The following is a 24,340-nucleotide window of genomic DNA, read 5'->3' on the forward strand; positions in this document are numbered from 1 at the left end:
CGTCATTGGTTCGGCGGGTCACATCGTCCTGAATTGCCTGAATTTGCTCAAGTCGCGATTGTTCTTCCTGAGCTTTCAGCGCTGGGTCTTCCTTGGGTTTCATCGTCATCATCCACTACGATTGTTCCACCGTTGGCGAGACAATGGCGAAGAAGTGCGTCGGGGCGCAAAGCACAGGTGCGCAATCCGAGCAAATGAGCGACGGCAGTGACGCACCACAGACCGGGCTTGAATTTCATGGTTTCGTCATCGGGATTTGCCGCAGGCATCCGCACAATCTTGCCCATTTTCGAGTAATGAGCCAGGAACCGGTCTGATTTTTCGTCAGGCACCATCAAAACGCGGGTTCTGCCGGTCAAATAGTCGAAAAACACCCAGTCACCGGACCACGGCACGCGGCCAAAAGCCGAAACGTGTTTGTATCGACCCCATGCCAGCCAATTCACCCACCGGCGCAAGGAATCGCGATGGAATACCACGAACCATTCAGCCGGCTCGCACTCTGCAAGCGTAAATCCGTCCTCAGAAACCACCGCGCCGCCTCGTTTTTGGTCGCATATTCGTTGAAACAGGTTGGCCCGAGCCGCGATGTTCGCGACCAACAGCCGCCCGACCCTCGCCAGCACCAAGCATCATGTATTGCAGCGCATCGGCGATGTCGGAATAGCGGTCTTTCTCGGGCGTATCCTTGTGGTTCGCCGTGCCTTTAAGGCGCGCAAAGTGATAGCCGCCAGCGCACGCCACTTTCAGCGTTCGGCAGTTCGTCCCGCAAACGACAAATCGCGGCGAACCGTTCACCATCGTAATCATCGCATGTTCGACGGCTTCAATACGGGTCTGAATGTGGTTGTTCTTCACCGGCGCCGGTTCAACCGGCATCCCTTGCGAGCGGAAAATGTCGTAAGCTGTGTGCTCATCGGCCTGGGTTCCGTCTGCTCCCTTCGGATCGCCGTAAAACTCGACTTGAAAACCATCCCCTGAACTCGAATGGCGTCCGGCGCGTGTTGCCGTCCAATCGCCAAGGCGTTGCGTCAACAGCCGGGAAACTTGCGGAGCAAATAGCGATGCGCCCTGATCGCGCGCCGTCAATTCCGCAAAAATGCGCCACCGGCCATTCACGATCTGCCCGGCAACCATCGCTGGGTTTCGACCGAAGTCGAGCCCGACATAGACCGGCCAACCTGGGATAGGATCAAGCGGCGTCTTGGAAACATGGGTTTCCTCGTTGAATTGCTGCCAGACTGGCTTGCCATCAACGAAAACAGTAATCTTGTTCAGCACGCGGCTATCGATCCACTGTTTCGATTTGCCCTTGATCTTTTCCTCGTAATATCCGGGCTTCAGCCAGCGGATATTCTCGGCGAGCGGGTTCATCTTGTAGCCGATGAGAGTGCCCGAGCCGTCTCGCTCCTCGATCATCGCAGGAGGCTGAACGAAATAACCCCAATTGTCGGGCTTGCGATAGGAAAGTCGTTCTTCCTCGGTCCAGTTGTCCGGCAATGGGACCTCGCCCATCATGAGCGGAATCCAATGATCTTCACGTGGCGCGTTCATATCGGCGATCACGCCGTCCCACTTGGCGCCGCCGTCCTTCACCGCCGGATATCGACCTGTTCGCGATTCCGCTTCGTCGACGATATCCTTTTCGATGAACTCCAATTCGTTGAACCAGAAGCCGGTCACTTCGAACGAACGCATCTTGCGAACATCGTCCGGGCTGTCGAGAGCGATGAAATAGACTTCCATGTCCATGTCGCCGACGCGGATCATGTGGCGGAATGGCCGGTCCCAATAAAACCGCCCGTATTGTTCTTCGGGCAGCCAATCGAGCCAGGTCTTGACCGTCGTGTTCTTCAGGTCAGGAAAGGTGTTGCGAACCACGCACCACCGTGTATGACGAAAACCCGTATCGGGGTTCTTGTGCTGCTCCATCGAAATTGCGAGCATCTTCATGATCGACGCCGACGAAGTGCCCGAACCGATCGAACCGCGGATAATCGAAACGTGCGACCGATCAGCGATATATTCCGCCAGCACCCGACCGCCAGGCCGATAAATCTTGCGGCCCTGTTCGTCGCGGTCGATCTTGGGGAGGGGAACTTTTTCTTCGATGTCAGTCATCGATCCTCATCCCGAATGAAGCCAATCTGGTCCATCATGCGAATGATTGGAAATCAGTCCGCATCAATGATGCCCGTATCTACCGGTTCAGGCTCATGCACTGTTCGCGGCAGGCTATCGAGCGCATTGGCTTCGTACCAATCCATACGAGGGCGACGGAGAGATACGTATCGGGTCATCGCGAATTCTCCAACAGGTTAAAAAAAATCTGACCGAACGTTCCAAAGGGGGAAATCGACTGTGTGGGGGTGGACTGGAGATTCAGCCCGCGATTTTTGGGGGCCACCCCTCAAAGGCCCGGAATCGAGAACGAAGGGGGTACGGGGTGCGCGTTCCTCAGTCCTCATCAGGAACGTTCTCCTGAGATATCAACTGGTTAACATGCTCATGCTCCAGATGTTCTATCTGTTGCGCATGTTTTGGCTCTGGCGAACGGCTGAACTCAGACAGGTCGATGACGTATCCAGGTGTCTCGACGTTCGTCGTGTTGTTGATCTGCACGTTGACAGACGCACCAACTGTGTGAGTGCCACGGTTCTGCCCGTCCAGATACTCAGCCGCCTTGAACTTCACCGACGAATTCTTGTCGTCGAGTAATTCACCCATCGTGTGTAGCGCCCGGGGCCGGAGGCTAGTCCGTAACACCTCCTGACACTCATTGAGATAAGCGAGGACTTGGGGCTTTAAGAGCGCCTGACGCATTGCTTCGTCCGACATTCCCACGGTTTTGGTGGCTTGAGCCCGTGTCATGCCCTCGAACACCATGGCTTCGATTACGGCCTTCTGTTTCGGCGTAACCTTGGGCTCTTTTTTTTCTTTTCGAAGCTGTGCGGCGGCTTTTTGCGCTTTTGCGCTGTAATGGGCTGCTCTGCGTGCTGGGAATGCCATGGAGTTCGCGGCTCAAACGGTTAATCGAGTGATCTTGCATTGAACGAAGGGTGTGTCCGCGCGAAGCGGTAGAATGTTGCGGAAAAGCACGCAAAGCACAGGTAAAAAGCGCAATGAAATCAATGGTTGGTCTGTGGATGGATTTTTGTGTCTATTTGGTCACACTCCAAAACGCTGCGAATTTCGCATGTTTGGGGTCGATTATGATGCGATGACTCGCTTGTGCGTTGAGCACCACCTGAAACGTGTTATTCTCGCATTCTGTTACGCGGATGTGCTGCGAAAATCACATGATCGGCACTGATTTGGTCACCACCTGATATGAGGCTGGAATGAGTACGTCTTACCCTGCACGAGATGCACCGGAGAATGAGCGTTGCCAATGGTGGCGCGAGAACATCATGAAGCTGTCCCGGCCTGATCTGGCGGAACGTGTGGGCATGTCTGTGTCGACGATCACGGATATTGAGCGCGGATATTATCGGGGCAACAAAGCTCCGATTGATGCGGCGGTCATGCAGCGCTATCGTCTGGCGTGTGCTGCCGTGGCACTTGGTGCGCAATTCGATTGGCTGTCGTTGAGCGTGATACCATCAGTCCCGGTTGAGATACGAATGATAGGGCATGTGACGCCATGAGGATGGAACTTAAGGGGTTTACGAGTAGATCGCATGTCGTGGTGCAGGCATGGCCTGACTATTTGAGGAAAGGAGAGATCGTATTTCGTGGAGAGCGGCGCGCCGGAACCAAATGCCGTGTAGTGCGTGCCTGCATTGAACCGGATGATTACGATTATATCATTAATTTGATGGTCGAAACCAATCCTGAAGTCGCTTTTGATGCATTCAACGCCGCGATCAAAAGAAGGCTGCAGAAGCCAGAGGAGGAATGACATGCGTGGACCAAAACAGCCTGACAACTACATCGATCGTGAAATTGATTGCGAAGAAGCTGTAAGCGATGGGCTTGTCGCTATCCTCGACGATGCCGAGGCCGCCGGTTGGGATCGCATTGAAGCTGCCCAGGCTATGTTTAACTCAGCTGCTGCGATTCTGGCTGGAGAGACCGGCAAAGACCCGAACGAATAGCGGCAACTTTCCCACTTATTCACATTTGCCCCGGCAGGTTACGCACAATACGCGGGGAAGCGGGCGTTTATAGCGCGGCGTTCCCTTGCGCTCAACGCCATTTCAAGCATACTGCGCAGCAAGCAGCACCTTTGTTTTTGGTGAAAGGTGCGCCCATGCTTCTCGAATTTGCTACTCCATCCGGCTTTGTTATCCGGGTGAAACTGTCAGTGTTCGTGCTGGCAGCTATATTTGCGCTGTTGCCGGCATGAAAAAGCCCCGGCGAACCGAGGCTGACACTGTGGCCTACCACCATACGGATATTTGGCGCTGTGGGAGGATTTGCACCTCCCGGCAACCGTTTTGACGTTCGGTCGCCTGCAACTAGCACCCGCAGAGCCGATTCATATCACGGCAGGGCTATTTGTAGAAGTTACCTCTAAGATTGAGACAGCATTTCTCTATCGTGAGGACACCCAAACCTGCCGAGACAACAACAATTTTACCCTCGTCTGGCCAATGGTCACCGATTATGCAGTATCCCAGCCCACTGTTTGGGCTGTTCAAGATTTCTAGTTTGCGGTCAAAAACCATTTGTCGACCTGTAATGAGTAGGTCTTTTTCGGGCGGGTAAATCTCATCGCCAAACTGGACCTTTCTGCCCGATACATATGCAGCAACGCCGGGGCCGTCATCATCCTCACCGTTTGCGAAGATGACAGGAACCCACTCGATGTTCAGTTTGGTCAGGCGCTTCTCAATAACGTCCGTCATATCACACCTTACGGAATATCCGTCACATATGCATAAGATCAAGACTGGCCTGGCGTCGATCGCTAATACTTGGCCAGAATCCAAACAAAAGCGACAAATGCGAACGCCAGCCCGACGATGGCAAACGATGTCGGCCAGTTCATTCCGCTCTGTAAAGTCTGGTGCATAAAGTCATTCATAACCGTGATCCTTATTGCTCAACTTGCTTCTTGCGAGGCCGACGCGGCAGATCGACGAGGACTATCCCCACACGAAGACCGCCAAGCCATAGCGGGAACGTCTCTGGGCCCATTCCACGTCCTTGTGGACGTCCGTAGTTCTCCAGTTTGCTGGTATAGCCTTCCTGCATGCCGGATTGGGCATCAAGCTCCATACTCGACATGTGCAGATCGTCACGACGGCGCACCATGGCATCAATGAACTGCTGATAGTCGGTGATGACGCCCGAGCAGGGTTTCAGTCCGTGAATGCGGCTGTCGATGTCAGGGTCGACACCACCGCGCTTTGCATCCCATTTGTCGAGCTCATATTCGCTGAAGTACGGACGGCCCGAGATTTTTACGGCTGCCGGGAAATCAGCCTCCCGCTTCTGCCAGTTGTAGACCGTGGCGCGGGATACGCCGTAACGCTCGGTAATATCGCCAACACTCAAATATTTCTGGTTCTTTTGCCGCGTTGCCATGTCTAAACCTGTCTAATTATGTCAATTGCCATCGAATTTATGCCTGTCGTCACCACGGGATTTTTTCATCTTCCATGGGCGGATTGCTGGTTATTGGCTTGGCCGGAGCATGAACCGTGGCGGTTTTCGCTACCCAGATCGCGCCGTCTGGATATGCGCGGCGCCTGGAGCGATCCAGCCATGTGCCGTGATCGACATTCGTGTCGATTATTTCTCCCTTGGGAGTAATTTTGACCGTTGGAGCCGACATCTTGCGGAAATTGACGACTTCTTCTCGCGATTTCGCTTTTTCGCGGTCGTTGCTCAGTTCCGAATAGATTGGCTCGAGCTCCTTGCGGATTGCTGCCGACAGTTCGGGAGCCTTGGGGCAAAACTGTTTGCTCTGGCCTGGAACCATGCCTCGGATGAAAGCATGAACGACTTTGCCAACTGCCCATTCAGGATATCCGTTGATGGCAATCGTGTAGCCTTTGAGGACAGCGACAGGATCATCTCCGCCCTTCTGGGGCAGTGAGGCGAAAAGCTGGTGCAGATGTTCCGTGATTTCCCCCGGAGTAGCTGGTTTCAATCGTGGATCGGTTTTCGCTATCTGGTTCATCGTTCTGCCTGTCGGTCATTTGGCGCAGCAGCGCGCCGGTAAGGTCGGCCATCATTGCGGGCTGTTGCCCGCCGGGCGGCGCGTGACCGCGAGGAACTTGCGCCGGTGCATCTGCCCAGCGTTCCTGGTTCAACCACGTCGACGGATTGCACCACGCGCGGTCATCAGTCTTGGAGACGTAAGCCCGCAGCCCGGCCATGATGGTTTCGAGATCGGCTTTTGCTCTGGCTTTGATGAACGCTGTACGGGCTACGGGCTTGCCGACCTTATTCGGATAGATCGGCCAGAAATGGCTTTCGAATTCGGAAGTGAAATCGCGCGTGCGCGTTTCTTTTATATCTACGTCAGTAGATATATATCTGGTATCTGGCTTCTGGTTAGCATTGCCTTGGCATTGCGTTTGCAATGCGTCCGCATCACTTGCGGTATTGTTTTTGTTGTGTTTTTTACTCCAACGCGCGTTTGCTGCTCGCGATCCTACCTCTGACTTTTCTGAGAGGTAGACTTGCTCTTTTTCGACTCTATCGTTCCAGAGACCGGCCTCAATACGGGTGATTTTTCCCTCATCAATGAGCGTGTCGAGAGCCTTCCGGAAAGCAGAATTTGACGCACCGCAGAGACGCGCAAGACGGGCATGATCTTCCACGATCGGCTCGCCACGCTCGTACATGGTGGCAATAAGCGTGATGTATATGCCAGTCTCAACAGCACTCATTCCACGCGTGCCGCCAAGCCAGTCAGAAGGAAAGAAGCGCACCCAAGGCATCTTGGTCATCGGTTGCCGTCCAGTGACCCGAAACGGGCCTTCCTGCGCTTCTCATGGCTGCGAAGGATATGAAGCATCTTCAGCACTTCAGCCTCGGATTTGCGCATGTGTTTTGCGATCTGGAGCGTGTCACGACCACGGCGGAATAGCTGGAGAACGGTCATTGATCGAGCTCCATTTCCCAGCGCTGTTTGCGGCAGGCAGATGGCTTCTTGCGCTCGACAACGGTCACGACGATCCCATCGTCGATAATCGCTGTGAAGCCCTCGGAAACCATCCGCTTGAAGCCCAGACGGCACGCACGTTCGACGTTAGGTGTCATGATGAGCGCACGTATTTGCTCAAGCGTCAGGCCAGCAGCTTCGCAGAATATCTCTGCGCGCTCATATGGCCGCGATCCTTTCGGCGGATAGCACTTCACGCCCAAAATACGGCTGCAATAGCGCTCGACAGCGTGGAAGGTGACACGGTTGGCAATGATCATCGCTTTGCCTCCCGATCCCGCCAGTCATAGCCGGATTCCAGAATGCGCATCAGAGCGGCGCCGAATAGTTCCTCGAAAGCGGACTGGCTCATGCGACCTCCTTCACGGCGGGGCCGATGAAGCGCGGGCCGTCGACGTGCTGATTGTGGAAGCGCGCCCACATGGCGTTGTCTTTGCCAGTGTGTTTCGATCCCTCGATCCACTTGACCCGACCGACAGAAACGACGTGGGAGCAATGCTTGATGAAAGGTGCGGCCTGTTTCGTGTGGAGCCAATCGGCATCGAATAAGAACCAGCTGGGAGCAATACGCATAAAGAGCGTGATCATTGGATGAAGAAGATCACGACGCCACGGACAATTGGTGATGATTGCATCAAAGACAGCATCGGCTTCAAAACGGTGTGTCAGCGCGTCATAACCATAGGAAATATCACCCTCATACGTGCAAACGAGGCCATGCTTTTGCAGATGGCCGACGAGAGCGCCATTACCCGCACAAGGTTCCGCGAACGTACTGACACCATGCAGATGCGGGATGAGAGGTAGAACCGCCGAATATGGCGTCTCATAGAAATCGCGCTCGCGGCGCACGAAACCAGTCGACCGCTTACCCATTAAGCCGCCCTCGCAATCGACTTCGCAGCGGTGACGGCAGCACGCTCGGATTCCGTGCCCTTGCCGATTGAGCGGCTATAGTGAACCTCGCAATACGGCTTCTCTGGCAACGCTTCGCAGCCGCAGAACAGGAATACGCCGCCTTTCGGCACGTCATTCACTGGCCAGTGGCAGCCACCGACGGGAATGTTATGCAGTTCAACGCGCAGGGAATTGGCGTCATAGAGCGACGCGGCAATGTCTGGCCGGACAACTTCGGCGGCTTCCTCGACCGCGACAGCCTCTTTCTTGGGCTTCTCGGGCCGTGGCGCCTTCTCACGACGAAGGCGGGCGACTTTGTGCGCGCGATCTTCTCCGCCACGTGGCGAACGGGAAAAGCCGATTTCAGCCAGATCAGCGCGACGACCGACAAGGCCGATGACAGCATTGCGGCTGACACCGTCGAACTTTGCGGCTATCTGGCGAGCGGAAAGACCATCGCGCAGCATCTGCGCAATCTGGGCCAAGTGTCCTTCGTACCAAAATGTCATCTTGGGATCCTCACATTTAGATCGAATTGGCGGAGCGCCGCGACCGGCGTTCAACAAACCCGATCAGGCAATCGGTGCCTGGATGCCTTCGAGGGATTCGAGCGTGACGCGCAGGCCGGGCTTGTCGCCGTAGACCTTGAAAACAGTCGTGACCGCACACTGCGCATCATCGACGAACGCGATCTTGTTCATGCTGTCCTTGACGATTTTCGCGATGTTGTCGCCGTCTGGCTTGGTGGATTTCCAAGCGCCGTCGGGAGAGGCAAGGCGTTTCTTCGTGACAGTCTTCGGCCAAGGATAAACGGCGGCGATAGTGAGACGAACCGGCCCTTCAAACAGTGGCCGGTCCCTCATCGCCTGCGAACAGAAATCGCGGATCACGCCCATGTAATTGCGCTGTTTTCCCGGCGTGAATTGAACTTTGCCGTGTTTGCCAGCGCGCGCCCACGGAACTACATCACCCGGAACATGGAACGTGATCCGCATCCGCTTATTCCTCGTCGCCGGGGAATTCTTGATCTTCGAGTTCCGGGCCGTCCTCGACATCGCCGACGTTACCGTCGTCGGTATCTTCGATAGGGAGGCCCGGTTCATCGGGATCGGGTTTCGCTTCGGTGCGCTCGCCGAAGAAGTCAGTCGCATCGGTCAGAACAATCAATGCGCTCTGGCCCTGATGGTCAGACAGGGAAACGACATTCTGCTCACTGACCAATGCGCCGAACTTGCCCTTGATCTCACCGCCCTTGACTGTGAAATCAGCAACCTTGATAGGGAGGACGTCGAAGCCACGCTTGGCGATAATTGAAACCGCGCGCCGAACAACATCTTCTGCGCAACGTTCAATCGCATAGATTTTGTCCTGCTGTTTCTGCTCGGAGAGTTTCGACCACGGGTCTTCCATCGAGCGCACATGAGTCAGAAGAACGTCACGCACATCGCCAGTTAAGGTTTCTTCGGCCAGTGAAACAGCCTCAGCAACTGCATTCATTTGTTTGCTCCATCGCGTTTGAAAATGTCATTCCGCACGCGCCGCTTGGCCACGAGCAAAAGGACTTCGGTAATTTTCTGGGTAGCTTCGGCAAGCCAAATGAGGCTCGCCGTAAGAGCGTTTCGGATCATTTCGAAAACTCCGCTTTGAGGGATGCCAGCTGCTCGGCCTGCCATTTCATGCGCTGTTCAAGTTCAGCGATGCGCACGCCGCGTTCGAAGTCGCGCCACCAACGGGTATCGGCGCCATCCATGATGGATTGCAGCAAATCGAAACCAACATCGGAGCGGAGAAGATTGATAAGAGCGTCGGCACCCGGCTCGGTACGGCCTTCAAGCCATAGCTCGGCTGCACGTTGAGAGATTTCGGCACGGCTGGAGAGATTGATCGCGGTCTTCGACGGCCAGAGACGCCGAGCCATGTTGCACACGGCGTCAACACAGCGAATCCGCTTTCGGTTCTTAGCGAATCCTGTCCCAGCAAAAAGGGGCAATGATGCAGACATCAGGAAACAGCCTGTTGTTGAGAAGTCGAGCGTGTTGGGATCAAATCTTCATAGAAATCGTTGGCGGTCACTTCGCCGCCAGTCGCTTCATAGATGCGCCGCATCGTATGCGGACGAGGAATGCGCTCGCCGCTTTTCAGCTTGCGCAGCCCAGAGACAGACATGTCGATAGATGAAGCAAAAGCTTCATCATCGATCCCGGTGAGTTGTAAATAACGGTGCAGCTTCATGGTGTGGCATGTTCCCCAATGTGGGTAACTTTGTCAAGCTAATCTTCCACAAATCGGGGAAGGACACCAAAGGCGCGATTAAGTAAAGGTTCCCGCTATGGGTAACAATCTTCGCAAACTGAGAACCGAACGCGATTGGACGCACGAGCAGGCCGCCGAAGCCATGGGTGTGTCGCGCAGTCAGTTCATCAAGTTGGAGCGTGGAGAACGTCAGCTTACGGCAGAATATATTCGCCGAGCCGCAGAGGCTTTTAACGTTTTAGAGAAGGATGTATTCTCTACTACGCTCACGGCTCCACTCGTCGGATATGTTGCAGCAGGATCGGAAGCACATTTTTTTGACGCCCAGGGACCGTTCGAGGAGGTCCCGATGCCTGAGAATGGCACTGAACATACTGTAGCCGTAGAAGCCCGAGGCGACTCTCTCGGCCCATTCTTTAATCGTTGGCTCGTGTATTACGATGAGCTTCGCACGCCTCCAACGCCGGATTTGATCGGTCAACTGTGTGTGGTCCAGCTTCTTGACGGGCGCACACTCGTCAAAAAAATGATGCGCGGATCGCACCCCGACCTCTATCATCTGTTGTCCCAGACCGAGAGCCCAATTGAAGATGTCGAACTTTTGTGGGCTGCGCGGGTGACCTCTATGGCGCCGCGGTAATCATTTAAGCAGGCGACCCGCAACAACTATCGCGATAGGCACGCCCCACACGGCCGCGAAGAAAAAAATGACTGACCAGTTATATTTCGACCGACGAACGGATTCGAATGCTGCTTTCCTTCGGTAAGCGCCTTTCACATATTCCGTCAGGAAGTACGGAATGAGCAGCATAGCGGCAATGATCACCGTATAGATCACTATCGTTATGATGGCGTCTGTTTCTGGCGAAAGTCCAAAGCGCAAATTTGTCCCCCTGTGATTTTCTCAAGGAAATCATAGGCGTGCTTTGAAATTTCGATGTTACCCAATTTGGGGTTGACAATATTACACATATTGGGGAATATGCTTTCCAACAAGGAGGGCATTACCCATGCTCAAATCTCACATCAAAGACGGATACACCCGCATCCTGCTCGAAACCCATGACGGGGCAGGGCAGATTGAAATGGTTGATGCCTGTGTGAGCATCGGCGCAACTGACAAAGACATCATCAAGGCCGCCGACGGTTACGACACGCAGCGCATTCTGCGCTTTGATGTTCGGACCATGCGCGGCAGCGACATCACCGATGATGTTGCCCGGTCTTATGAAGGCCCGTTCGACGATGACGCGCCGCAGTGGGTGCGCGACCTCCCAAACTTCCATCTGATCGCCGCTGAGGAAGCCGACGACGAGCGTTCATATCGCTCGCACGTTCGCGCTTGCCGCAGCCCGTCAGTGTATCTGTGAGGGCGCGAACATGACTGTTTTCTATGATGTAGATAAAGCCGTTGCGGACTTTCGGTCGAGCATGACAGCTGTCATGAGCAAGGTGACTGATCCTGAAATGGCAGCGCAACTGCGCAGCGTAGAAGCGCAGGCGGAATTCATTCGGTGGTCGCTTACCGAGATGAACCTTGGCACGTCTCAAGACGATCTCGTCCATGCAACGGCTGCACTGATCGCGAATTGTATTAAAAACATTGTCGCTAACACGGATTGGGAACACGGTTCGACGCTTATCCCGCGTCTGCTCAACATGCTGATGAACGATACTGGCGAGACTGTCAGTGAAGTTCATGTGAGCAATGTGATCGGAGGGCGCGCGTAATGGCGAAGACCCTTCAAATCTCCGGCCACACCCGCCGCGCAACGCTGGAAGCCGAAATGCTGGCGAAGGCGAAGGAAGAAACCACGAACGCAATCTGGACCGGCATTTTGGTCCGAGACGTTGCAATCGCGCTGGCTTCCGAATTCCCGGGCGAGGTGCGCCATGGATGACATTCTCATCGACCTTTTCAAGTTTCTCGTGATCGTCACGTTTTGTTCGGCGGTCATGATCTGGGCGGAGTATTTCGCATGAAAATCGAAAGCAAGTATTCGATTGGCGATACGGTTTATGTTGGCAGAACTGTTTCCAGCAGAAAGCAGCGCCCTTGCCCGGATTGCTTTGGTACAAGGAAGTGGAAGGCCACCTCACCGGCTGGAACTGATTATGAATTTTCGTGTCCTCGGTGCACTGCTTCGTACCAAAGCAATCACGAAATGTCGTTGAATTACTCGCTGTTTGAGCCGTTCGTAAGATCGCTGACTATCGGTAGCGTTCAGTTTAATAGTGCTGAAGGTGCGCACGACAATGGCTTTCGGTACATGTGTGTCGAAACCGGAGTTGGCTCAGGCTCTGTTTATAATGAGCGTGATCTTCACCCTTCAGAAGATGAGGCGATAGCAGCCGCGCAGCTTATTGCTGATGACCAGAACCAGACCGTTGATTGGGTTGTCAAACAGTTCAACCAGACACTTGAAATATCAGATTATCAACTGGCAAACGCTGCCCTTAAGCTGGCATCGGACAAAGCATATGCGGCTGGTTCTATGCTTTATCGTCTGCAAGACCTCTTTGAGCAAATCAAGGAAGCAGGCGACAAGGACGAAATACTTGAAGCCATCAGTGATTATGTCGAACACGACTGGGAAAAAGACAAGGAAAAGGCGCTTGAGCTAGCCCGTGGGGGTGATCGTGGCTGACATTCTCAAACTGCCAGTCACCAAGCCAGGCCTGTATGCGATGACGGAAGGTGATTATCACGCCGATCCGTGCCCGACGCCGAGCCTTTCACGTTCGATCGGTCAGAAGTTGCTTGATGAATCCGCGCGCCATGCGTGGACGGCTCACCCACGGCTGAACACAGCGCCGAAGAAGGAAGAAAAGCAGGAAAAGCGCGCTGAAATCGGATCAGCTGCACATGCCATATTGCTTAGCCAGCCGACGAAAATCGAAATGATCGATGCGCCGACATATCAAACGAACGCGGCAAAGGCGGCGCGCATTACAGCGCACAAAACCGGCGCTATCCCGCTATTGAAGGAAGATTACGCGCTTCTTATCGACATGATGAATGTCGCTAAGCGCGAACTGTCGATCCACGAAGATGAGCGCATCCGTGCCTTGGTCACCGGCGAAGTGATCGGCGAGTATTACAATGAAGTGACCGCTTGCTGGCAGGATGTTGTCGGCGGTCATTGGTGCCGGGCTCGTATCGACCGTCTTGTGATCGAACCGAAGCGCATCACTGTGATCGACTACAAGACCACGGAAATGTCAGCGGCGCCCGATGCCGTGCAGAAGACGATCTACAACAACGAATACGAGTTGCAGGACGGCTTTTACCGTCGCGGGCTCCGTCATTTGTTCCCGCAGATCGACAAGCATGAAATCGCGCTCGACTTCCTGTTTATCGTTCAGGAACAGAAGCCGCCGCATGAAATCACGGTCGCGAAACTCGACATTCCTGGCCGCCAGATCGGCGAGAAGAAAGCCAGTGCCGCCATTCGTATGTGGGATCATCACGTCACCATGAACGAATGGCCTGGCTACCCGAGCAAGACGAAAACGGCAGAAATGCCACCGTACACTGAAACCCGCTGGCTTGCCCGCGAGATTGAAGACGAACGGCTCCAAAATCTGCCGTTTGATCCCCTGAACCCATTTGAAGAAGTGCCGCATCGGCCAAAGCCGATTGCGCTGCCCTGCTGAGGTTGCCATGAACGATTACAATTTCACTGACGCGAAGCGTGACGATACGAGTCTTCTGATTGGCATTTCGGGTGCATCGGGCTCCGGTAAGACCATGAGCGCGTTGCGACTTGCTACGGGGCTCGCGCAGGGAGAGCCAATCTATTTCATCGACACGGAAGCCAAGCGCGCGCTGCATTACGCTGAGCAGTTCAATTTCAAACACCTCGACATGCGCCCGCCATTCACGCCGGAAGCCTTCATGCAGGCAATCCAAACCGCAGAGCGGGCAGGGGCGAAGGTTATCGTCGTCGACTCAATGTCCGACGAATACGAGGGCGTCGGCGGCTTGCAGGAAATGCATGACGACGAAGTGGCGCGCTTGGCGCGCAAACCGTTTGACAACCTGGAAGGTTGGGAAATCGACAAGTTCAATGCGCCGGGCTGGAAGGTTCCAAAGACCCGCCACAAGACACGTCTTATCTCGCCACTTCGTCAGGTGCGTTGCTACGTCATTTTCTGCATGCGCGCCGAAGAAAAGATCAAGTTTGTCAAAATCCGCGACGAGCGCACTGGCAAGGAAAAGAACGCCATCGAACAGGCCGGGTGGACTCCGGTCTGCGAGAAAAGGTTCATGTATGACATGACGATGAGTTTCACGGTTACGCCAGATAATCCAGGCGTGCCGCTCATCAAGGACGGGCAAGCTGTTTACGGCAAGCTTCAACGTCAGCACCTCGCATTTTTCCCAGAAGGCAAGGCAGTGACCGAGGAATCGGGCCGTCAGCTTCGCGCCTGGGCGCGTGGTGAAACACTTTCGAATGCACCCTCGCGGCCTTCCTCCCCCGCGAGAGCATCGGGCGCCGGGGAAACTCCTCCGTCTGACTCCTCCCCGGCGTCCGTCAATAATCAGATGGTTCTCGTGAACTATCACAATGCACTGGATAAGGCCGACAACCGCGCTGCATTGGTCGACGCGCACACAACCTACAAGCCGAACTTCGAAGACCGCTCCGATGACGTGCAGAAAACTGCGCAGTTCATTTTCGGCGCGCACCAGGACCGGCTCAAGGGCCTGAGCCATCCCGACATTTACGAAGCCATTGAAAAGGTGCCGCTATGACCGACCGCCGGAACACATGCGACCTTGGCCAGAACTGCATCTGCAATCGCGACGGTGAGCCTTATTGCGCTCACCAATACCGCGACCCGGATCGCTTCTCCGTCAAACTCGCTGTCGGAATCCTCATCACATGCGTGGCTTTCGTCCTTCTCGGATGCGGCGTTGTCGCCTTCCGCTATTGGACCGCAATCTGGAGTGTCCAGCCATGACCACCCTACCGGAAGAGGCCGTGACCCTCTGGGCCGTCATTATTCACGGTCCTGACGATCTCATTGCAGCGCCCGATTACCTATCGGCTGTTCGCATGTCGAATGCATTCAATGCATGGTGGCTGGACCTGAAAACGAAGCAGCCGCACAATGATGCTATCGACGCCCGTATGTGGGCCATTCCGACCGATTGGCCGGGGAATGACGCACAAGGCCATGCCGTCGAACTGTCGAAACCGCACCCGGAATATCAGTGGTTGCGCGAGGCGCTCTCCGCGCTTGAGCCATCCGCAGCGCGTGAGCTGGCGTTGGAAGAAGGGTACCGGCAGGGCATTGAAGCCGCCGCACAGAAAGCGGCAGAGATGCTTGTGTTTGCCGATACTACCAGCACAGCAGACCGGGAGATACCTGCCGCCATCCGCGCCCTTGGAACGTCCCGCGAACAGCTAAATAAAGCTGTCTCTAACGTACCGGATCAACAGAAGAACGAACCGGGAGCGCATGGCGAACGGGAGTTGCCTATTGATCGCTTTGACAGCGTTGATCCATCGGAAAGCATCGGATGCTATGGCGGGTCTGGACAATGGATCGAACTCGGAACCGTAGCGGATATTCGCGCCCTATCCTCCCCGGACCATGCCGACGCCGTGCGTGAACGTGCTTGGTATTTCAGCGCCGGGGATACCGTTCCCCAATGGCTGGAAAAGATCGAGAAGGGCAATTGCACCCTGACCTTTGGCGTGGATGTTGTCGTTACTTCCAAGGATGGTGGTTATGAAGTCAGGCCGCAGGGCATAGCTGATAACGCAGGGCCGATACTCCATGTAGTCAACCAAGGTAACGTTACGCCTGAAATCAAGGGCGGCGGCAATGGCGTGGCTATCATCGGCTACAATCGTCCATACGATGAAACCGCTGGACGGCGGATCGCTCGGGTAAAGCGGTTGCTAGAAATGGCCCGCCCCTATGTCGAATGCTACGACACCCGCGAGCACAACTCCGAACAAGACGCCGTTCTTACCGAGATAGACAAAGCTCTTTCGGTTGTGGTGGGCGAAACCCGTCCCGAAGCCACCCACCCATCAGGAGGCGACCGTCATGGCGAGTGAACTGAAACCTTGCCCGTTTTGCAGTAAAACCATGATGTTACGTAGTGCTTTATGGCCTTCCGAAGGCGATGCGGATGCCATCATCCATGCTGATCCTACAGATTGCCCTATGCTTGGCTTTTGCGACGGATCGGCTGATGGCAGCATAATTGAAAAATGGAATTGCAGTTTATCCAACGAGGATGACTTCCCCTCTGATGGGTCGTGTGTTCGCTGCGGTTCTGTACCTCGGAATGCGAACGGCCTTTGCAACACGTGTCTGGACGAAGATGCGGAGCGTCTAGAGAACACCCGCCCCGCGCCTGCCGCTACAGATACGGGACTGGAGACGGTGGAATACCAAGTCAGGTCAAAACTGAATGGCCATTGGGTGAAGGATAACTTTCTTTCTCAGCAGCTATCGCCGGACACCGAAAGGCGCGAACTCGTCACCCGCTCGCAGGCCGGAGCCATCATTGCCGAGCTTCAAGCTAAAGCCAAGGATTACCGGGAATATTCCGAAAGACTGGAAAAGCGTCTCGAAAGCGAGGAAGTCACCCGCTCGCAGGCTGCGGAGCTATTGGCGGCGGAACGGGCGAAGAAAGAAATGCTGGCCGAAAGTCTTCATATCCAGATCAAGCGCGTCAACGAGCTCGAAGCCGACAACGCGGCGAAGGATGAAACAATTCGTCGTCAGGACATAGCCCTGCGCGGGGCATTGCTGGAAGTTGAGCGATTGAAAGCCGACAACGCGGCGAAGGATGCGCGGATTAAGAAGGCGGTGCTGAGGGGGAAGCTATGACCGACCTCATTACCCGCCTCTCCAAGCTAGACGCGCCTGACAGGGGGATGGATGCGGAGATTGAAGTTGCTGTTCGCCGCATCGAGGCAGCCCGATCAGGCTTAGCCGAAGAGTATTGGGCGAACTGGCAAGCTTCGCCAGACGGCACAGTCTACGATCCTCACACACGTTATTCCTCGAACCCCTTCACCGCCTCTGTAGACGCCGTTATCGCTCTGGCGAAACGTGTCTTCGGTAAAGTTGGGTATTCAGTAGCCGAAACTGAAGATGATGGAGAAGCTCCGTTCGCCTTCATTCATGTCAATGGTGAAGCTTATCTAGGTGAAGGCGCAATGCCCGCCATCGCACTTCTGATCGCCCTCTTGCGCGCAAAGGAGGCCAGCAAGCCATGAAAACTCACGTTCTGAAAACCCTGCCGCAGTATTTCGAAGCCGTCGCCGATGGACGCAAGACGTTCGAAGTCCGCTTGAATGACCGCGCCTTCCAGACCGGTGACACCCTCAAGCTTGTGAAGATGGACGAAACGGGCCGGTTCTATGACACGTTCGGTCAACATCTATTCAAGCGGATTACTTTCATTCTCCAAGGCGGTCAGTTCGGCATTGAGCCTCGTTACTGCGTGCTTGGTCTTGGCGAAGTGATGGAGGCCAGCCATGCCGAGTAAGGAACTCATCGCTCAAGTCGAACAGATGGTCTGGCAGGACCGTGCACGAGCGGTTCCGGCTCGCTCTATAGACATTGCGCAGGAAATCACGACCGCCGTTCTCGCTTCTGTCGCGCAACACCTCGATCACAAGGCGGAGGCGGCTCGGAAGCACGCGAAAGCTTTCCACGACAAGCGAAAGAGCGGGAAATACGGGCTGAAAAAGCAAACCCGGTTCTACGAAGAAGGAAAGCACTACAACCGTCTGGCAATCGGCTATGCGAAGTCAGCCCGCGCAATCCGGGCACTTGGGGAGCAGAGCGAATGAAGCTGACCCGCGAACAAGCGCAGGCTTTTGTAGACAGCCTGTTCCCTGCCGGAGAATATTGCCATCTTCACAACCCGACGCGGACTTACTTTTCTGCGCTGATTGGCGATGTTCCTAGCTCTCGCCCTTATCTCGACAGCGATCCGAAACAAGAGAAGCTTCGCCAGATGGCGTCATTGCTTCGCGAGATTGCGGATCACATCGAAATCAGCGGAGAGACGGCGCAGCGCCAATCCCTGAAAGGCGGCGACCATGGCTAAGCTGACATGGGGTGATATTCTCGTTGCAAGCTTTTCAGCATGTCTTGCGTGCGGGCCTGACGAGCCTGTTGACAAAAGAACGCTATCCGCCGACCTCAAAAAAATACTGCTCGTTTCAGGTCGAGCGCGAGAAGGCCGCGCCGCACTGCGGGAAAGGGATCAGCAATGAAAATCCCGTTCAAGATGGAAACTCCCGGCAGCATTTCCACGCCGACGGTCCAACTCCGTTGGAGAAATGGCGTTCTGGAGCAAGCGTTCTTTGTTGAAACTCTTGACCTCAACAACAAGCCTGTCGACAGACAAGTGGAATGGCGGATTGTCCCGATTGTCGATGATACCGAAGCCGCACTTCGGGGAAGGGAACTGAAATGACACCGCGCGCTTTGATGGTTATTGGGGCAATCGGACTTTGCGCATGCCTTTTAAGGCTCGCACTCGACGGTGGTGACGGGTCAACAGCACTTTTCCTATTCGCCAGCGGGTGCGTCTTCGGCAAAGGATATGGCGTGTGGGAAGCTCGGCACGCACTGCGGGAAAGGGAGTGAGGATGAGCGACATTCCTATGATTATCCAATGGCGCGGAACCGACATTCGAGAGTTGTCAAAGGACGAACTTCTGACAGTTATCGTTGATCTGATTGCCGAACTTGAGCAGGTGCGGCAGTTCCATCGCCTTGAGGTGGCAGGGTGGAAAATGCTGCTTGAAGTTAAGGGGCGCGCATAATGTCACGTACAGCCCCAGTTGTTACCGCCACCCTTCGCTCGGGACGCGCTGATGTGCGAGACGAGAAGCTGAACCTTCTTCGCTCCGCATTTCGAGCAACGCAGTTTGTGCGCAAGGTCTTTCTTGAGCGCGCCGTGATCTGGGCCGAGTTTCTCAATCATCCAGTCGATATCAAGCTGTTTGCTATGATGGCACCCGTTGCAGTACGCGGTAAGCAAATATCCATACCGTTTGAAATCACCCAACGTTGCGACCGTTCCCGATCTATCCATGACAGCCTCCAAGGCTGGCTGTCTTATACCGTGATCAATCAGAGAACAAATCACAATCTGAAACAGGAAGGAGCCGCGATTCGAAACCACGCATTCTGAAATCAACTGAATAGGTGTGTGTGATGGCAAAGGCAGAACAGCTTTTCCTCACGGAATCTCAAATCGCCGAGCGTATCGGTTTGCCGACAGACAAGTGCAAGACCATCCTGAAAACGTTGGAGAAAGACGGCTTTCCTATGCCTGACCAGATGTTTGAAGGTCGCCGGTACTGGCCAGCCTGCAAGGCATTCCTTGATAAGCGATACAATCTCGGCACAGAATTACCGCAGGGCAATCCCGCCCTGGACGGAGAAGAAAAATGGAATTGAACGCTCCGGGTTTAAAACGAAGACCCAACAAGGATGGAACAGTGCGCCACTATTGGGTGGCGTCGGCTGTCTCGAAGAACGCAAAGGACTATCCGCAAAAGACGGTGCCGGTATTCGGCAGCGATGAAGAAATCGCCCACCGCTGCCGGGTTCTGTCCAGCGAATTGAAACTCTGGCTTTCGAATCGTGGTCTGGGCGCCAAGCCGCTCTACGACGGCTCGCTGAAATCGCTCATCAAAGTGTACCGTGAAACGGAAGAAAGCCCGTACCACAACATCAAGCACAACACGCGCGAGATGTACGACGAAAGCCTCGACTTGCTGATCGAAACTGTCGGCACCCGCCAGCTTTCACGTCTGTCTGGCCTCGATTTCCAGCGTTGGTATAACAAGCTGAAGGAACCGGCAGCCCATACCGAAAAAGAAATTGAGCTCGCGAAGAAGGCCGGTACGAAGCTGGAGCCTAAACCCGAGCGCGTGCGACGGGCATACAAGGCAATGCAAATGCTGCGTATCGTCGTCAAGTTCGGCATTGTCGCCAACGTTACCGAGTGCGCCAGACTTGCTGTCGTTCTGGAGCAGATGCGCTTTCACGTTCCTCCGGCACGCACGGAACGCATCACCTTCCAACAGGTCGAAGCGATTTGCGCCAAGGCTATCGAACAGGGCAGGCTCTCGATTGCTCTCGCTCAGGCTTTGCAATTCGAGCTCACATTGCGTCAGGTCGACGTTATTGGGCTGTGGGAGCCTTTGGCGGATCGGGACGAAGGGCAGGGCATTGTTTCAGGTCGCAGAAGATGGACCGGCGGTCTTGCTTGGAGCCACATTGACGCCAATGGCATTCTGTCAAAAGTCACGACAAAAACCGGACAGGTCGCCGAGCACGATACGACTGCGTATCCGTTCCTGCGCTCGATCCTCGACCACGTTCCGCAAGAAAAGCGGATCGGCCCGATGATCGTCGACGAATCGACCGGCCTGCCATATCGCGACCGGCAGCGGTTCGCGCGCGTCTGGAGATCGATTGCCAACGAATGCGGCGTGCCGCGCGACGTTTGGAATCGCGACAGCCGTGCGGGCGGTGTAACTGAAGGCTCTGACGCGGGCGCAAACATCGAGCATCTTCGCCATCATGCGAACCATGCGAACATTGCAACGACTGCCAGATATAATCGCAATACGATTGAAAAAACGCGCACGGTTGCGGAATTGCGCGTGGCTCATAGAACGCCGAAGAACGTTTGAAAAACATCCTACAGGAACGCCAAAGGAACGTGTAGGAACGTCATTGCTGCTAAGTTATTGAAAAGAATGGCGCACCCGAAAGGATTCGAACCTCTGACCCCCAGATTCGTAGTCTGGTGCTCTATCCAGCTGAGCTACGGGTGCTTGCCTTGTGTGCCGCTCGCTGCGGCGATGGGCGGTTGATAATCGGACAGATCGCTAAATGCAAGCGTCTTCTTAGAAAAAAATGTGGTTCTGTGAAGATTTCTTGTCAGGCCCCGCATTTCCGGGCTTTTCGGTCGCAAGCTGGTGCACCGGCAGATTGCCTAGGCGTTTTCTTCGGTGCGCTGGTTGTTGCGGTCCTCGCGCTGCATCGGCAAATCAGGGATGCGAATCTCGAAATGCACGCCAACGGGACGGTCTTCACGAAGCTCAATTGTTCCACCATGCGCGCGGATCAGTTCTTGCGCGATGGCAAGCCCGAGTCCGGTACCGTCGCTGCGTGTCGATCCCTTGAAAGCCGTGAAAAGATTGTCGCGGGCCTTTTGCGGAAGACCGGGACCCGTATCCTCGACGCCGATGATCGCAGTTGTTCCAATTCTCCCCGCAGAAATCGTGAGCCGCTTCACTGTCGCGTCATCATTGGTCTGGTCACGCTCCATCGCCTGAACAGAATTGCGGCACAGATTGCTCAGGACGCGGAATAGCTGCTCGGAATCGACATTCAGCTCGAAATCCTCCGGAACGAGATTCTCGAACTCGATGCTGTTCTCTGAATTGGGGCTCAAGGTTTCCCTTACGTCCGAGATAATCGTGTGCAGGAGGACCCGGCGCGGGCGCGGTGGTGCTTCCTGCGAGCGGCCATAGGCCATGACGCTTTCGGAATAGCTGATCGCGCGGCTGAGAGTACGAATGAGCTTGGGCGCAAACCGCTGCACCATAGGATCTTCGGTATCGGCAAGCCGGTCCGACATCAATTGTGCGGAAGCCAGAATATTGCGCATGTCATGGTTGATCTTGGAGACGGCTAGACCGAGATCGGCCAGATGTTTCTGTTCCTTGAGCGTTCGTTGAAGGTCGCTTTGAATATGGGATATCTGGCGCTGGGCAACGCCGAATTCATCCTTGCGATTTTCTGGCACGAGGATGAGTGCGGGATTGTCCGGGGATGAGGCGAAATCGATCATGTTGCGATGCATGATACGCACTGGCCGCAGAAGCATTTCGTGAATGATCAGATAGATCAGGCTTGCCGCGATCACGGAAATAATGAGCGAGATAAAAGTCACGTTGCGCGCATAGACGAGCATGGCGTGGCGAAGCGGCGTGTCTGAAGTCACGATTTCGATGATACGATCCGGAGAGCCGTTCGGTGAAACGGAGCCGTAGATTCGTAGCGTTCTGTCTCCACCGTTGAACAGTGTTCCGAATGCGTCCCATATGGCAGCGGCTTCGCTGATATTGTTAAGATCGATAACCTGGTCGATCTTGCCGGGCACTTCCGACATGGCAAGCAGACGCGATGCACCGGCTTCACGCATCGCGATAGCCTTGGTGCCGGTTGCCAGAAGTACCTTGTCCTGAATGTCGCGCGGCACGTCCATGTTGCCGCCAGCGGCAAGAACCTCGCTGACAGCGCCCACCGTATCGAGGCGCGAGCTCATCCAGCGCACGCGCATATTGGCTACGGACGGTACAAAGATCAGAACTTCGGTAATCAGCACCGCAAGAGCGGTCAAAAGCAGCAGCTTGCTTGAAAGCCGGCTACGCCAGGGCAGCCGTGTAAATTGCGTTGGAGAGAGCCGTTCGACGGTCGCAGTCTGAGAGGCCGCTTCAGGGGAAGGGGCGCCCGTATCTGTGGTCTTTTCAACAACCGCCATAGCCTGCTTCCAATTCGAGGCGAACCGGCCCAATTGCCGCGGTGCCTCAACCGGTGTGCCGTCGAAACGCAATTCATAAAGGTAGCCTCCTATATATGGAGCCGACCGATAAATCCAACAGCCTTTGTTCAATCGGTTAAGAACACATTCGTTTATGCGATCCGGCAGCGCAGCATTACCGAAATTTAACTCGACGCCTTAAGATCGTGCGTGCAAAGTCTTGGACGGAAAAATCCATGCATCCTTATAGGATGCGTGATTTGCGCAATGTGAAGGCAATCATCATTCTGATACTATTTGCTGGCATTTTCCGCGTCCGACATAATGGTTTTGAATACGAGGTCCGTCAGGATGACGGTAAACCTTGCCGGAGAGCTGAATGAAGTCCTGGAAGCAGATTGCCTTGTGCCTGCTCATAGCTGCGGTCGCCATTGGTGGCTGGTATGCATATAAGAACAAAAACGACGTGGTGAAAGCTGCGGCAACAGGCGAAGAAACGCCCAAAAGTGGCGGCGGACGGTCTGCGCCGCTCGTTGTTGTCGAGGCCGCTGGCGAAGAAACCATCAATAACCGTTTGACGGCCATCGGTTCGGCACGGGCTCTCAGCACCGTGTCGATAACCCCATACTCCAGTGGTTACATGACGAAGCTCTACGTCAAGGCCGGCGATAGTGTGAAGGAAGGCGATCCGATCGCCGAACTCGACGCCGAGACGGAGAAGATTGCTGTAGCCAAAGCCGAGACGGCGCTGAAGGATGCGCAGACGACCCGCCAGCGCATCGCTAAATTGCGGGCGACGAACACTGCAACAGAAGTCCAGGTGGTCGAAACTGAACTGGCGGTTGCGAATGCACAACTCGCTTTGCAGGACGCGCAGCTTGCATTAAGCCGCCGCACGGTTCGCGCGCCAATCACCGGTATCGTCGGCATCCTTCCCGTCAATGCGGGTAACTACATTACCGCACAGACGTCCATCGGACGTATCGACGACCGGTCGAAAGTACTGATCGATATTTGGGTGCCGGAGCGCTTTGCACCGCAAATCAAGGTTGGCCAGCCGTTGACTGCGGAATCGACGGCGTTCCCGGGTGAGACCTACAGCGGCGAGATCAACGCCGTTGACAACATGCTGGATGAGGCCAGCCGGACGCTGCATGTTCGTGCAGAAGTTCCGAATACGCAGGATCGTCTGCGCGCGGGCATGTCATTCTCCGTTACGGTTCTGTTTCCGGGGGATCGCTATCCTTCGGTCGATCCGCTTGCCATTCAGTGGGGTGCGGACGGCTCCTATGTCTGGCGCGTTGAAAACGGTGTCGCCAAGAAAATTGACGCTCGTATCGTACAGCGCAATTCAACCAACATTCTGATCGACGGCCCGGTCAAGCAGGGCGACATGATCGTTACCCAGGGTGTTCAAACCGTACGGGATGACGCGCCTGTGCGCGTAAAGGACGAGCAGGGCACAGCACTCGCCGACCCTGCCTCGATAAAGCGTGTTGCAGGCTGAGGATGAA

General features: G+C 55.0%; 41 protein-coding genes and 1 tRNA gene. 23 read left to right on the top strand and 19 right to left on the bottom strand.

The features are described from left to right. Positions 1 to 47: 47 nt before the first annotated feature. The 4 genes from HWX93_RS13785 to HWX93_RS13795 all read right to left on the bottom strand — a co-directional run bounded on the left by HWX93_RS13785 (position 48) and on the right by HWX93_RS13795 (position 3,009). The gene (locus tag HWX93_RS13785) at positions 48 to 602 is read right to left on the bottom strand and encodes a hypothetical protein (protein ID WP_176037633.1); all 555 of its coding nucleotides are present in this window, start codon (positions 600 to 602) and stop codon (positions 48 to 50) included. Beyond that, entirely contained in the window at positions 523 to 2,121 is a 1,599-nt protein-coding gene (locus tag HWX93_RS13790) for a hypothetical protein (RefSeq protein WP_176037634.1), read from the bottom strand. The genes HWX93_RS13785 and HWX93_RS13790 overlap by 80 nt, the downstream gene beginning before the upstream one ends. 53 nt (positions 2,122 to 2,174) lie before the next feature. Then, a complete protein-coding gene (locus HWX93_RS23175) occupies positions 2,175 to 2,300 on the bottom strand; it encodes a hypothetical protein (protein ID WP_268904582.1) in 126 nt (41 codons plus the stop codon). A gap of 157 nt (positions 2,301 to 2,457) precedes the next feature. Next, positions 2,458 to 3,009, bottom strand: coding sequence for a hypothetical protein (locus tag HWX93_RS13795; protein ID WP_176037635.1), 552 nt, complete (start codon positions 3,007 to 3,009; stop codon positions 2,458 to 2,460). Positions 3,010 to 3,341: 332 nt separating this feature from the next. Between HWX93_RS13795 and HWX93_RS13800 the strand changes: the two genes are divergently transcribed. Genes HWX93_RS13800 through HWX93_RS13810 form a run of 3 tightly spaced genes read left to right on the top strand, consistent with a single transcriptional unit; the run spans position 3,342 to position 4,097 of the window. Next, positions 3,342 to 3,647 (top strand): helix-turn-helix domain-containing protein, encoded by a 306-nt coding sequence (locus tag HWX93_RS13800; RefSeq protein WP_176037636.1) that lies wholly within the window; start codon positions 3,342 to 3,344, stop codon positions 3,645 to 3,647. Between the two features lie 38 nt (positions 3,648 to 3,685). Then, positions 3,686 to 3,901: a hypothetical protein gene (locus tag HWX93_RS13805; protein WP_176037637.1), complete on the top strand. Its 216-nt coding sequence runs from the start codon at positions 3,686 to 3,688 to the stop codon at positions 3,899 to 3,901. A gap of 1 nt (position 3,902) precedes the next feature. Further along, positions 3,903 to 4,097, top strand: coding sequence for a hypothetical protein (locus tag HWX93_RS13810; RefSeq protein WP_176037638.1), 195 nt, complete (start codon positions 3,903 to 3,905; stop codon positions 4,095 to 4,097). 399 nt (positions 4,098 to 4,496) lie between these two features. On the opposite strand, the gene HWX93_RS13815 is transcribed toward HWX93_RS13810, so the two are convergent. The 12 genes from HWX93_RS13815 to HWX93_RS13870 all read right to left on the bottom strand — a co-directional run bounded on the left by HWX93_RS13815 (position 4,497) and on the right by HWX93_RS13870 (position 10,249). After that, on the bottom strand, positions 4,497 to 4,850 hold the full coding sequence (locus HWX93_RS13815) for a hypothetical protein (RefSeq protein ID WP_114214201.1): 354 nt from the start codon (positions 4,848 to 4,850) through the stop codon (positions 4,497 to 4,499). A 190-nt stretch (positions 4,851 to 5,040) separates the two neighbouring features. Then, positions 5,041 to 5,532 carry a helix-turn-helix transcriptional regulator gene (locus HWX93_RS13820; RefSeq protein ID WP_176037639.1) on the bottom strand — a complete coding sequence of 164 codons (492 nt, stop codon included), beginning with the start codon at positions 5,530 to 5,532 and terminating at the stop codon, positions 5,041 to 5,043. 49 nt (positions 5,533 to 5,581) lie between these two features. Next, positions 5,582 to 6,100 (bottom strand): hypothetical protein, encoded by a 519-nt coding sequence (locus tag HWX93_RS13825; RefSeq protein WP_176037640.1) that lies wholly within the window; start codon positions 6,098 to 6,100, stop codon positions 5,582 to 5,584. Beyond that, positions 6,021 to 6,905 carry a YdaU family protein gene (locus HWX93_RS13830; RefSeq protein ID WP_176037641.1) on the bottom strand — a complete coding sequence of 295 codons (885 nt, stop codon included), beginning with the start codon at positions 6,903 to 6,905 and terminating at the stop codon, positions 6,021 to 6,023. The genes HWX93_RS13825 and HWX93_RS13830 overlap by 80 nt, the downstream gene beginning before the upstream one ends. Further along, positions 6,902 to 7,060: a hypothetical protein gene (locus HWX93_RS13835; protein ID WP_176037642.1), complete on the bottom strand. Its 159-nt coding sequence runs from the start codon at positions 7,058 to 7,060 to the stop codon at positions 6,902 to 6,904. Before HWX93_RS13835 ends, HWX93_RS13830 begins: the two co-directional genes overlap by 4 nt. Beyond that, on the bottom strand, positions 7,057 to 7,380 hold the full coding sequence (locus HWX93_RS13840) for a hypothetical protein (protein WP_176037643.1): 324 nt from the start codon (positions 7,378 to 7,380) through the stop codon (positions 7,057 to 7,059). Before HWX93_RS13840 ends, HWX93_RS13835 begins: the two co-directional genes overlap by 4 nt. 88 nt (positions 7,381 to 7,468) lie before the next feature. Beyond that, positions 7,469 to 7,996, bottom strand: coding sequence for a hypothetical protein (locus tag HWX93_RS13845; RefSeq protein WP_176037644.1), 528 nt, complete (start codon positions 7,994 to 7,996; stop codon positions 7,469 to 7,471). Next, positions 7,996 to 8,526 (bottom strand): GcrA family cell cycle regulator, encoded by a 531-nt coding sequence (locus HWX93_RS13850; protein WP_176037645.1) that lies wholly within the window; start codon positions 8,524 to 8,526, stop codon positions 7,996 to 7,998. The genes HWX93_RS13845 and HWX93_RS13850 overlap by 1 nt, the downstream gene beginning before the upstream one ends. 63 nt (positions 8,527 to 8,589) lie before the next feature. Beyond that, on the bottom strand, positions 8,590 to 9,012 hold the full coding sequence (locus tag HWX93_RS13855) for a RusA family crossover junction endodeoxyribonuclease (protein WP_176037646.1): 423 nt from the start codon (positions 9,010 to 9,012) through the stop codon (positions 8,590 to 8,592). A 4-nt stretch (positions 9,013 to 9,016) separates the two neighbouring features. Further along, complete coding sequence (locus HWX93_RS13860; protein WP_176037647.1) at positions 9,017 to 9,514, bottom strand: hypothetical protein; 498 nt, start codon at positions 9,512 to 9,514, stop codon at positions 9,017 to 9,019. A 127-nt stretch (positions 9,515 to 9,641) separates the two neighbouring features. After that, complete coding sequence (locus HWX93_RS13865) at positions 9,642 to 9,935, bottom strand: hypothetical protein (protein ID WP_176037648.1); 294 nt, start codon at positions 9,933 to 9,935, stop codon at positions 9,642 to 9,644. A gap of 83 nt (positions 9,936 to 10,018) precedes the next feature. Continuing rightward, positions 10,019 to 10,249 (bottom strand): helix-turn-helix transcriptional regulator, encoded by a 231-nt coding sequence (locus HWX93_RS13870; protein WP_109368293.1) that lies wholly within the window; start codon positions 10,247 to 10,249, stop codon positions 10,019 to 10,021. Between the two features lie 97 nt (positions 10,250 to 10,346). On the opposite strand from HWX93_RS13870, the gene HWX93_RS13875 reads away from it, so the two are divergent. Beyond that, on the top strand, positions 10,347 to 10,910 hold the full coding sequence (locus HWX93_RS13875) for a helix-turn-helix domain-containing protein (protein WP_176037649.1): 564 nt from the start codon (positions 10,347 to 10,349) through the stop codon (positions 10,908 to 10,910). On the opposite strand, the gene HWX93_RS13880 is transcribed toward HWX93_RS13875, so the two are convergent. Continuing rightward, positions 10,911 to 11,153, bottom strand: a complete 243-nt coding sequence (locus HWX93_RS13880; RefSeq protein ID WP_176037650.1) for a hypothetical protein — start codon at positions 11,151 to 11,153, stop codon at positions 10,911 to 10,913. A 127-nt stretch (positions 11,154 to 11,280) separates the two neighbouring features. On the opposite strand from HWX93_RS13880, the gene HWX93_RS13885 reads away from it, so the two are divergent. The 18 genes from HWX93_RS13885 to HWX93_RS13970 all read left to right on the top strand — a co-directional run bounded on the left by HWX93_RS13885 (position 11,281) and on the right by HWX93_RS13970 (position 20,967). Beyond that, positions 11,281 to 11,640 carry a hypothetical protein gene (locus HWX93_RS13885; RefSeq protein WP_176037651.1) on the top strand — a complete coding sequence of 120 codons (360 nt, stop codon included), beginning with the start codon at positions 11,281 to 11,283 and terminating at the stop codon, positions 11,638 to 11,640. A gap of 73 nt (positions 11,641 to 11,713) precedes the next feature. Further along, positions 11,714 to 12,001, top strand: coding sequence for a hypothetical protein (locus HWX93_RS13890; protein ID WP_176037652.1), 288 nt, complete (start codon positions 11,714 to 11,716; stop codon positions 11,999 to 12,001). After that, entirely contained in the window at positions 12,001 to 12,171 is a 171-nt protein-coding gene (locus tag HWX93_RS13895) for a hypothetical protein (protein ID WP_162792600.1), read from the top strand. The genes HWX93_RS13890 and HWX93_RS13895 overlap by 1 nt, the downstream gene beginning before the upstream one ends. A 78-nt stretch (positions 12,172 to 12,249) precedes the next feature. Beyond that, complete coding sequence (locus HWX93_RS13900; protein ID WP_176037653.1) at positions 12,250 to 12,918, top strand: hypothetical protein; 669 nt, start codon at positions 12,250 to 12,252, stop codon at positions 12,916 to 12,918. Then, complete coding sequence (locus HWX93_RS13905) at positions 12,911 to 13,927, top strand: PD-(D/E)XK nuclease-like domain-containing protein (protein WP_176037654.1); 1,017 nt, start codon at positions 12,911 to 12,913, stop codon at positions 13,925 to 13,927. Before HWX93_RS13900 ends, HWX93_RS13905 begins: the two co-directional genes overlap by 8 nt. 7 nt (positions 13,928 to 13,934) lie before the next feature. Next, positions 13,935 to 15,029 (top strand): AAA family ATPase, encoded by a 1,095-nt coding sequence (locus tag HWX93_RS13910; protein WP_176037655.1) that lies wholly within the window; start codon positions 13,935 to 13,937, stop codon positions 15,027 to 15,029. Beyond that, complete coding sequence (locus HWX93_RS13915; protein ID WP_176037656.1) at positions 15,026 to 15,238, top strand: hypothetical protein; 213 nt, start codon at positions 15,026 to 15,028, stop codon at positions 15,236 to 15,238. The genes HWX93_RS13910 and HWX93_RS13915 overlap by 4 nt, the downstream gene beginning before the upstream one ends. After that, the gene (locus HWX93_RS13920) at positions 15,235 to 16,347 is read left to right on the top strand and encodes a hypothetical protein (protein WP_176037657.1); all 1,113 of its coding nucleotides are present in this window, start codon (positions 15,235 to 15,237) and stop codon (positions 16,345 to 16,347) included. Before HWX93_RS13915 ends, HWX93_RS13920 begins: the two co-directional genes overlap by 4 nt. Further along, positions 16,337 to 17,128 (top strand): hypothetical protein, encoded by a 792-nt coding sequence (locus HWX93_RS13925; RefSeq protein WP_210267219.1) that lies wholly within the window; start codon positions 16,337 to 16,339, stop codon positions 17,126 to 17,128. The genes HWX93_RS13920 and HWX93_RS13925 overlap by 11 nt, the downstream gene beginning before the upstream one ends. Further along, positions 17,125 to 17,520: a hypothetical protein gene (locus tag HWX93_RS13930; RefSeq protein ID WP_176037658.1), complete on the top strand. Its 396-nt coding sequence runs from the start codon at positions 17,125 to 17,127 to the stop codon at positions 17,518 to 17,520. Before HWX93_RS13925 ends, HWX93_RS13930 begins: the two co-directional genes overlap by 4 nt. Continuing rightward, entirely contained in the window at positions 17,517 to 17,792 is a 276-nt protein-coding gene (locus HWX93_RS13935; RefSeq protein ID WP_176037659.1) for a DUF3850 domain-containing protein, read from the top strand. The genes HWX93_RS13930 and HWX93_RS13935 overlap by 4 nt, the downstream gene beginning before the upstream one ends. Then, a complete protein-coding gene (locus HWX93_RS13940; RefSeq protein WP_176037660.1) occupies positions 17,782 to 18,099 on the top strand; it encodes a hypothetical protein in 318 nt (105 codons plus the stop codon). Before HWX93_RS13935 ends, HWX93_RS13940 begins: the two co-directional genes overlap by 11 nt. Next, a complete protein-coding gene (locus HWX93_RS13945; RefSeq protein ID WP_176037661.1) occupies positions 18,096 to 18,359 on the top strand; it encodes a hypothetical protein in 264 nt (87 codons plus the stop codon). The genes HWX93_RS13940 and HWX93_RS13945 overlap by 4 nt, the downstream gene beginning before the upstream one ends. 165 nt (positions 18,360 to 18,524) lie before the next feature. Beyond that, positions 18,525 to 18,731, top strand: a complete 207-nt coding sequence (locus tag HWX93_RS13950) for a hypothetical protein (protein WP_176037662.1) — start codon at positions 18,525 to 18,527, stop codon at positions 18,729 to 18,731. Between the two features lie 175 nt (positions 18,732 to 18,906). After that, positions 18,907 to 19,083: a hypothetical protein gene (locus tag HWX93_RS13955; protein WP_176037663.1), complete on the top strand. Its 177-nt coding sequence runs from the start codon at positions 18,907 to 18,909 to the stop codon at positions 19,081 to 19,083. Positions 19,084 to 19,136: 53 nt separating this feature from the next. After that, positions 19,137 to 19,454: a hypothetical protein gene (locus HWX93_RS13960; protein ID WP_176037664.1), complete on the top strand. Its 318-nt coding sequence runs from the start codon at positions 19,137 to 19,139 to the stop codon at positions 19,452 to 19,454. Between the two features lie 23 nt (positions 19,455 to 19,477). Then, the gene (locus HWX93_RS13965) at positions 19,478 to 19,723 is read left to right on the top strand and encodes a winged helix-turn-helix domain-containing protein (protein WP_176037665.1); all 246 of its coding nucleotides are present in this window, start codon (positions 19,478 to 19,480) and stop codon (positions 19,721 to 19,723) included. Beyond that, a complete protein-coding gene (locus tag HWX93_RS13970; RefSeq protein WP_176037666.1) occupies positions 19,714 to 20,967 on the top strand; it encodes a site-specific integrase in 1,254 nt (417 codons plus the stop codon). Before HWX93_RS13965 ends, HWX93_RS13970 begins: the two co-directional genes overlap by 10 nt. Positions 20,968 to 21,034: 67 nt before the next feature. On the opposite strand, the gene HWX93_RS13975 is transcribed toward HWX93_RS13970, so the two are convergent. Next, positions 21,035 to 21,111, bottom strand: a tRNA-Arg gene (locus HWX93_RS13975). A 161-nt stretch (positions 21,112 to 21,272) separates the two neighbouring features. Next, entirely contained in the window at positions 21,273 to 22,826 is a 1,554-nt protein-coding gene (locus HWX93_RS13980) for a sensor histidine kinase (protein WP_109985979.1), read from the bottom strand. Positions 22,827 to 23,205: 379 nt separating this feature from the next. On the opposite strand from HWX93_RS13980, the gene HWX93_RS13985 reads away from it, so the two are divergent. Further along, positions 23,206 to 24,333: an efflux RND transporter periplasmic adaptor subunit gene (locus HWX93_RS13985; RefSeq protein WP_109985980.1), complete on the top strand. Its 1,128-nt coding sequence runs from the start codon at positions 23,206 to 23,208 to the stop codon at positions 24,331 to 24,333. Positions 24,334 to 24,340 lie beyond the last annotated feature (7 nt).

It is taken from the genome of Brucella tritici, from assembly GCF_902825325.1.
Classification (GTDB): Bacteria; Pseudomonadota; Alphaproteobacteria; order Rhizobiales; family Rhizobiaceae; genus Brucella.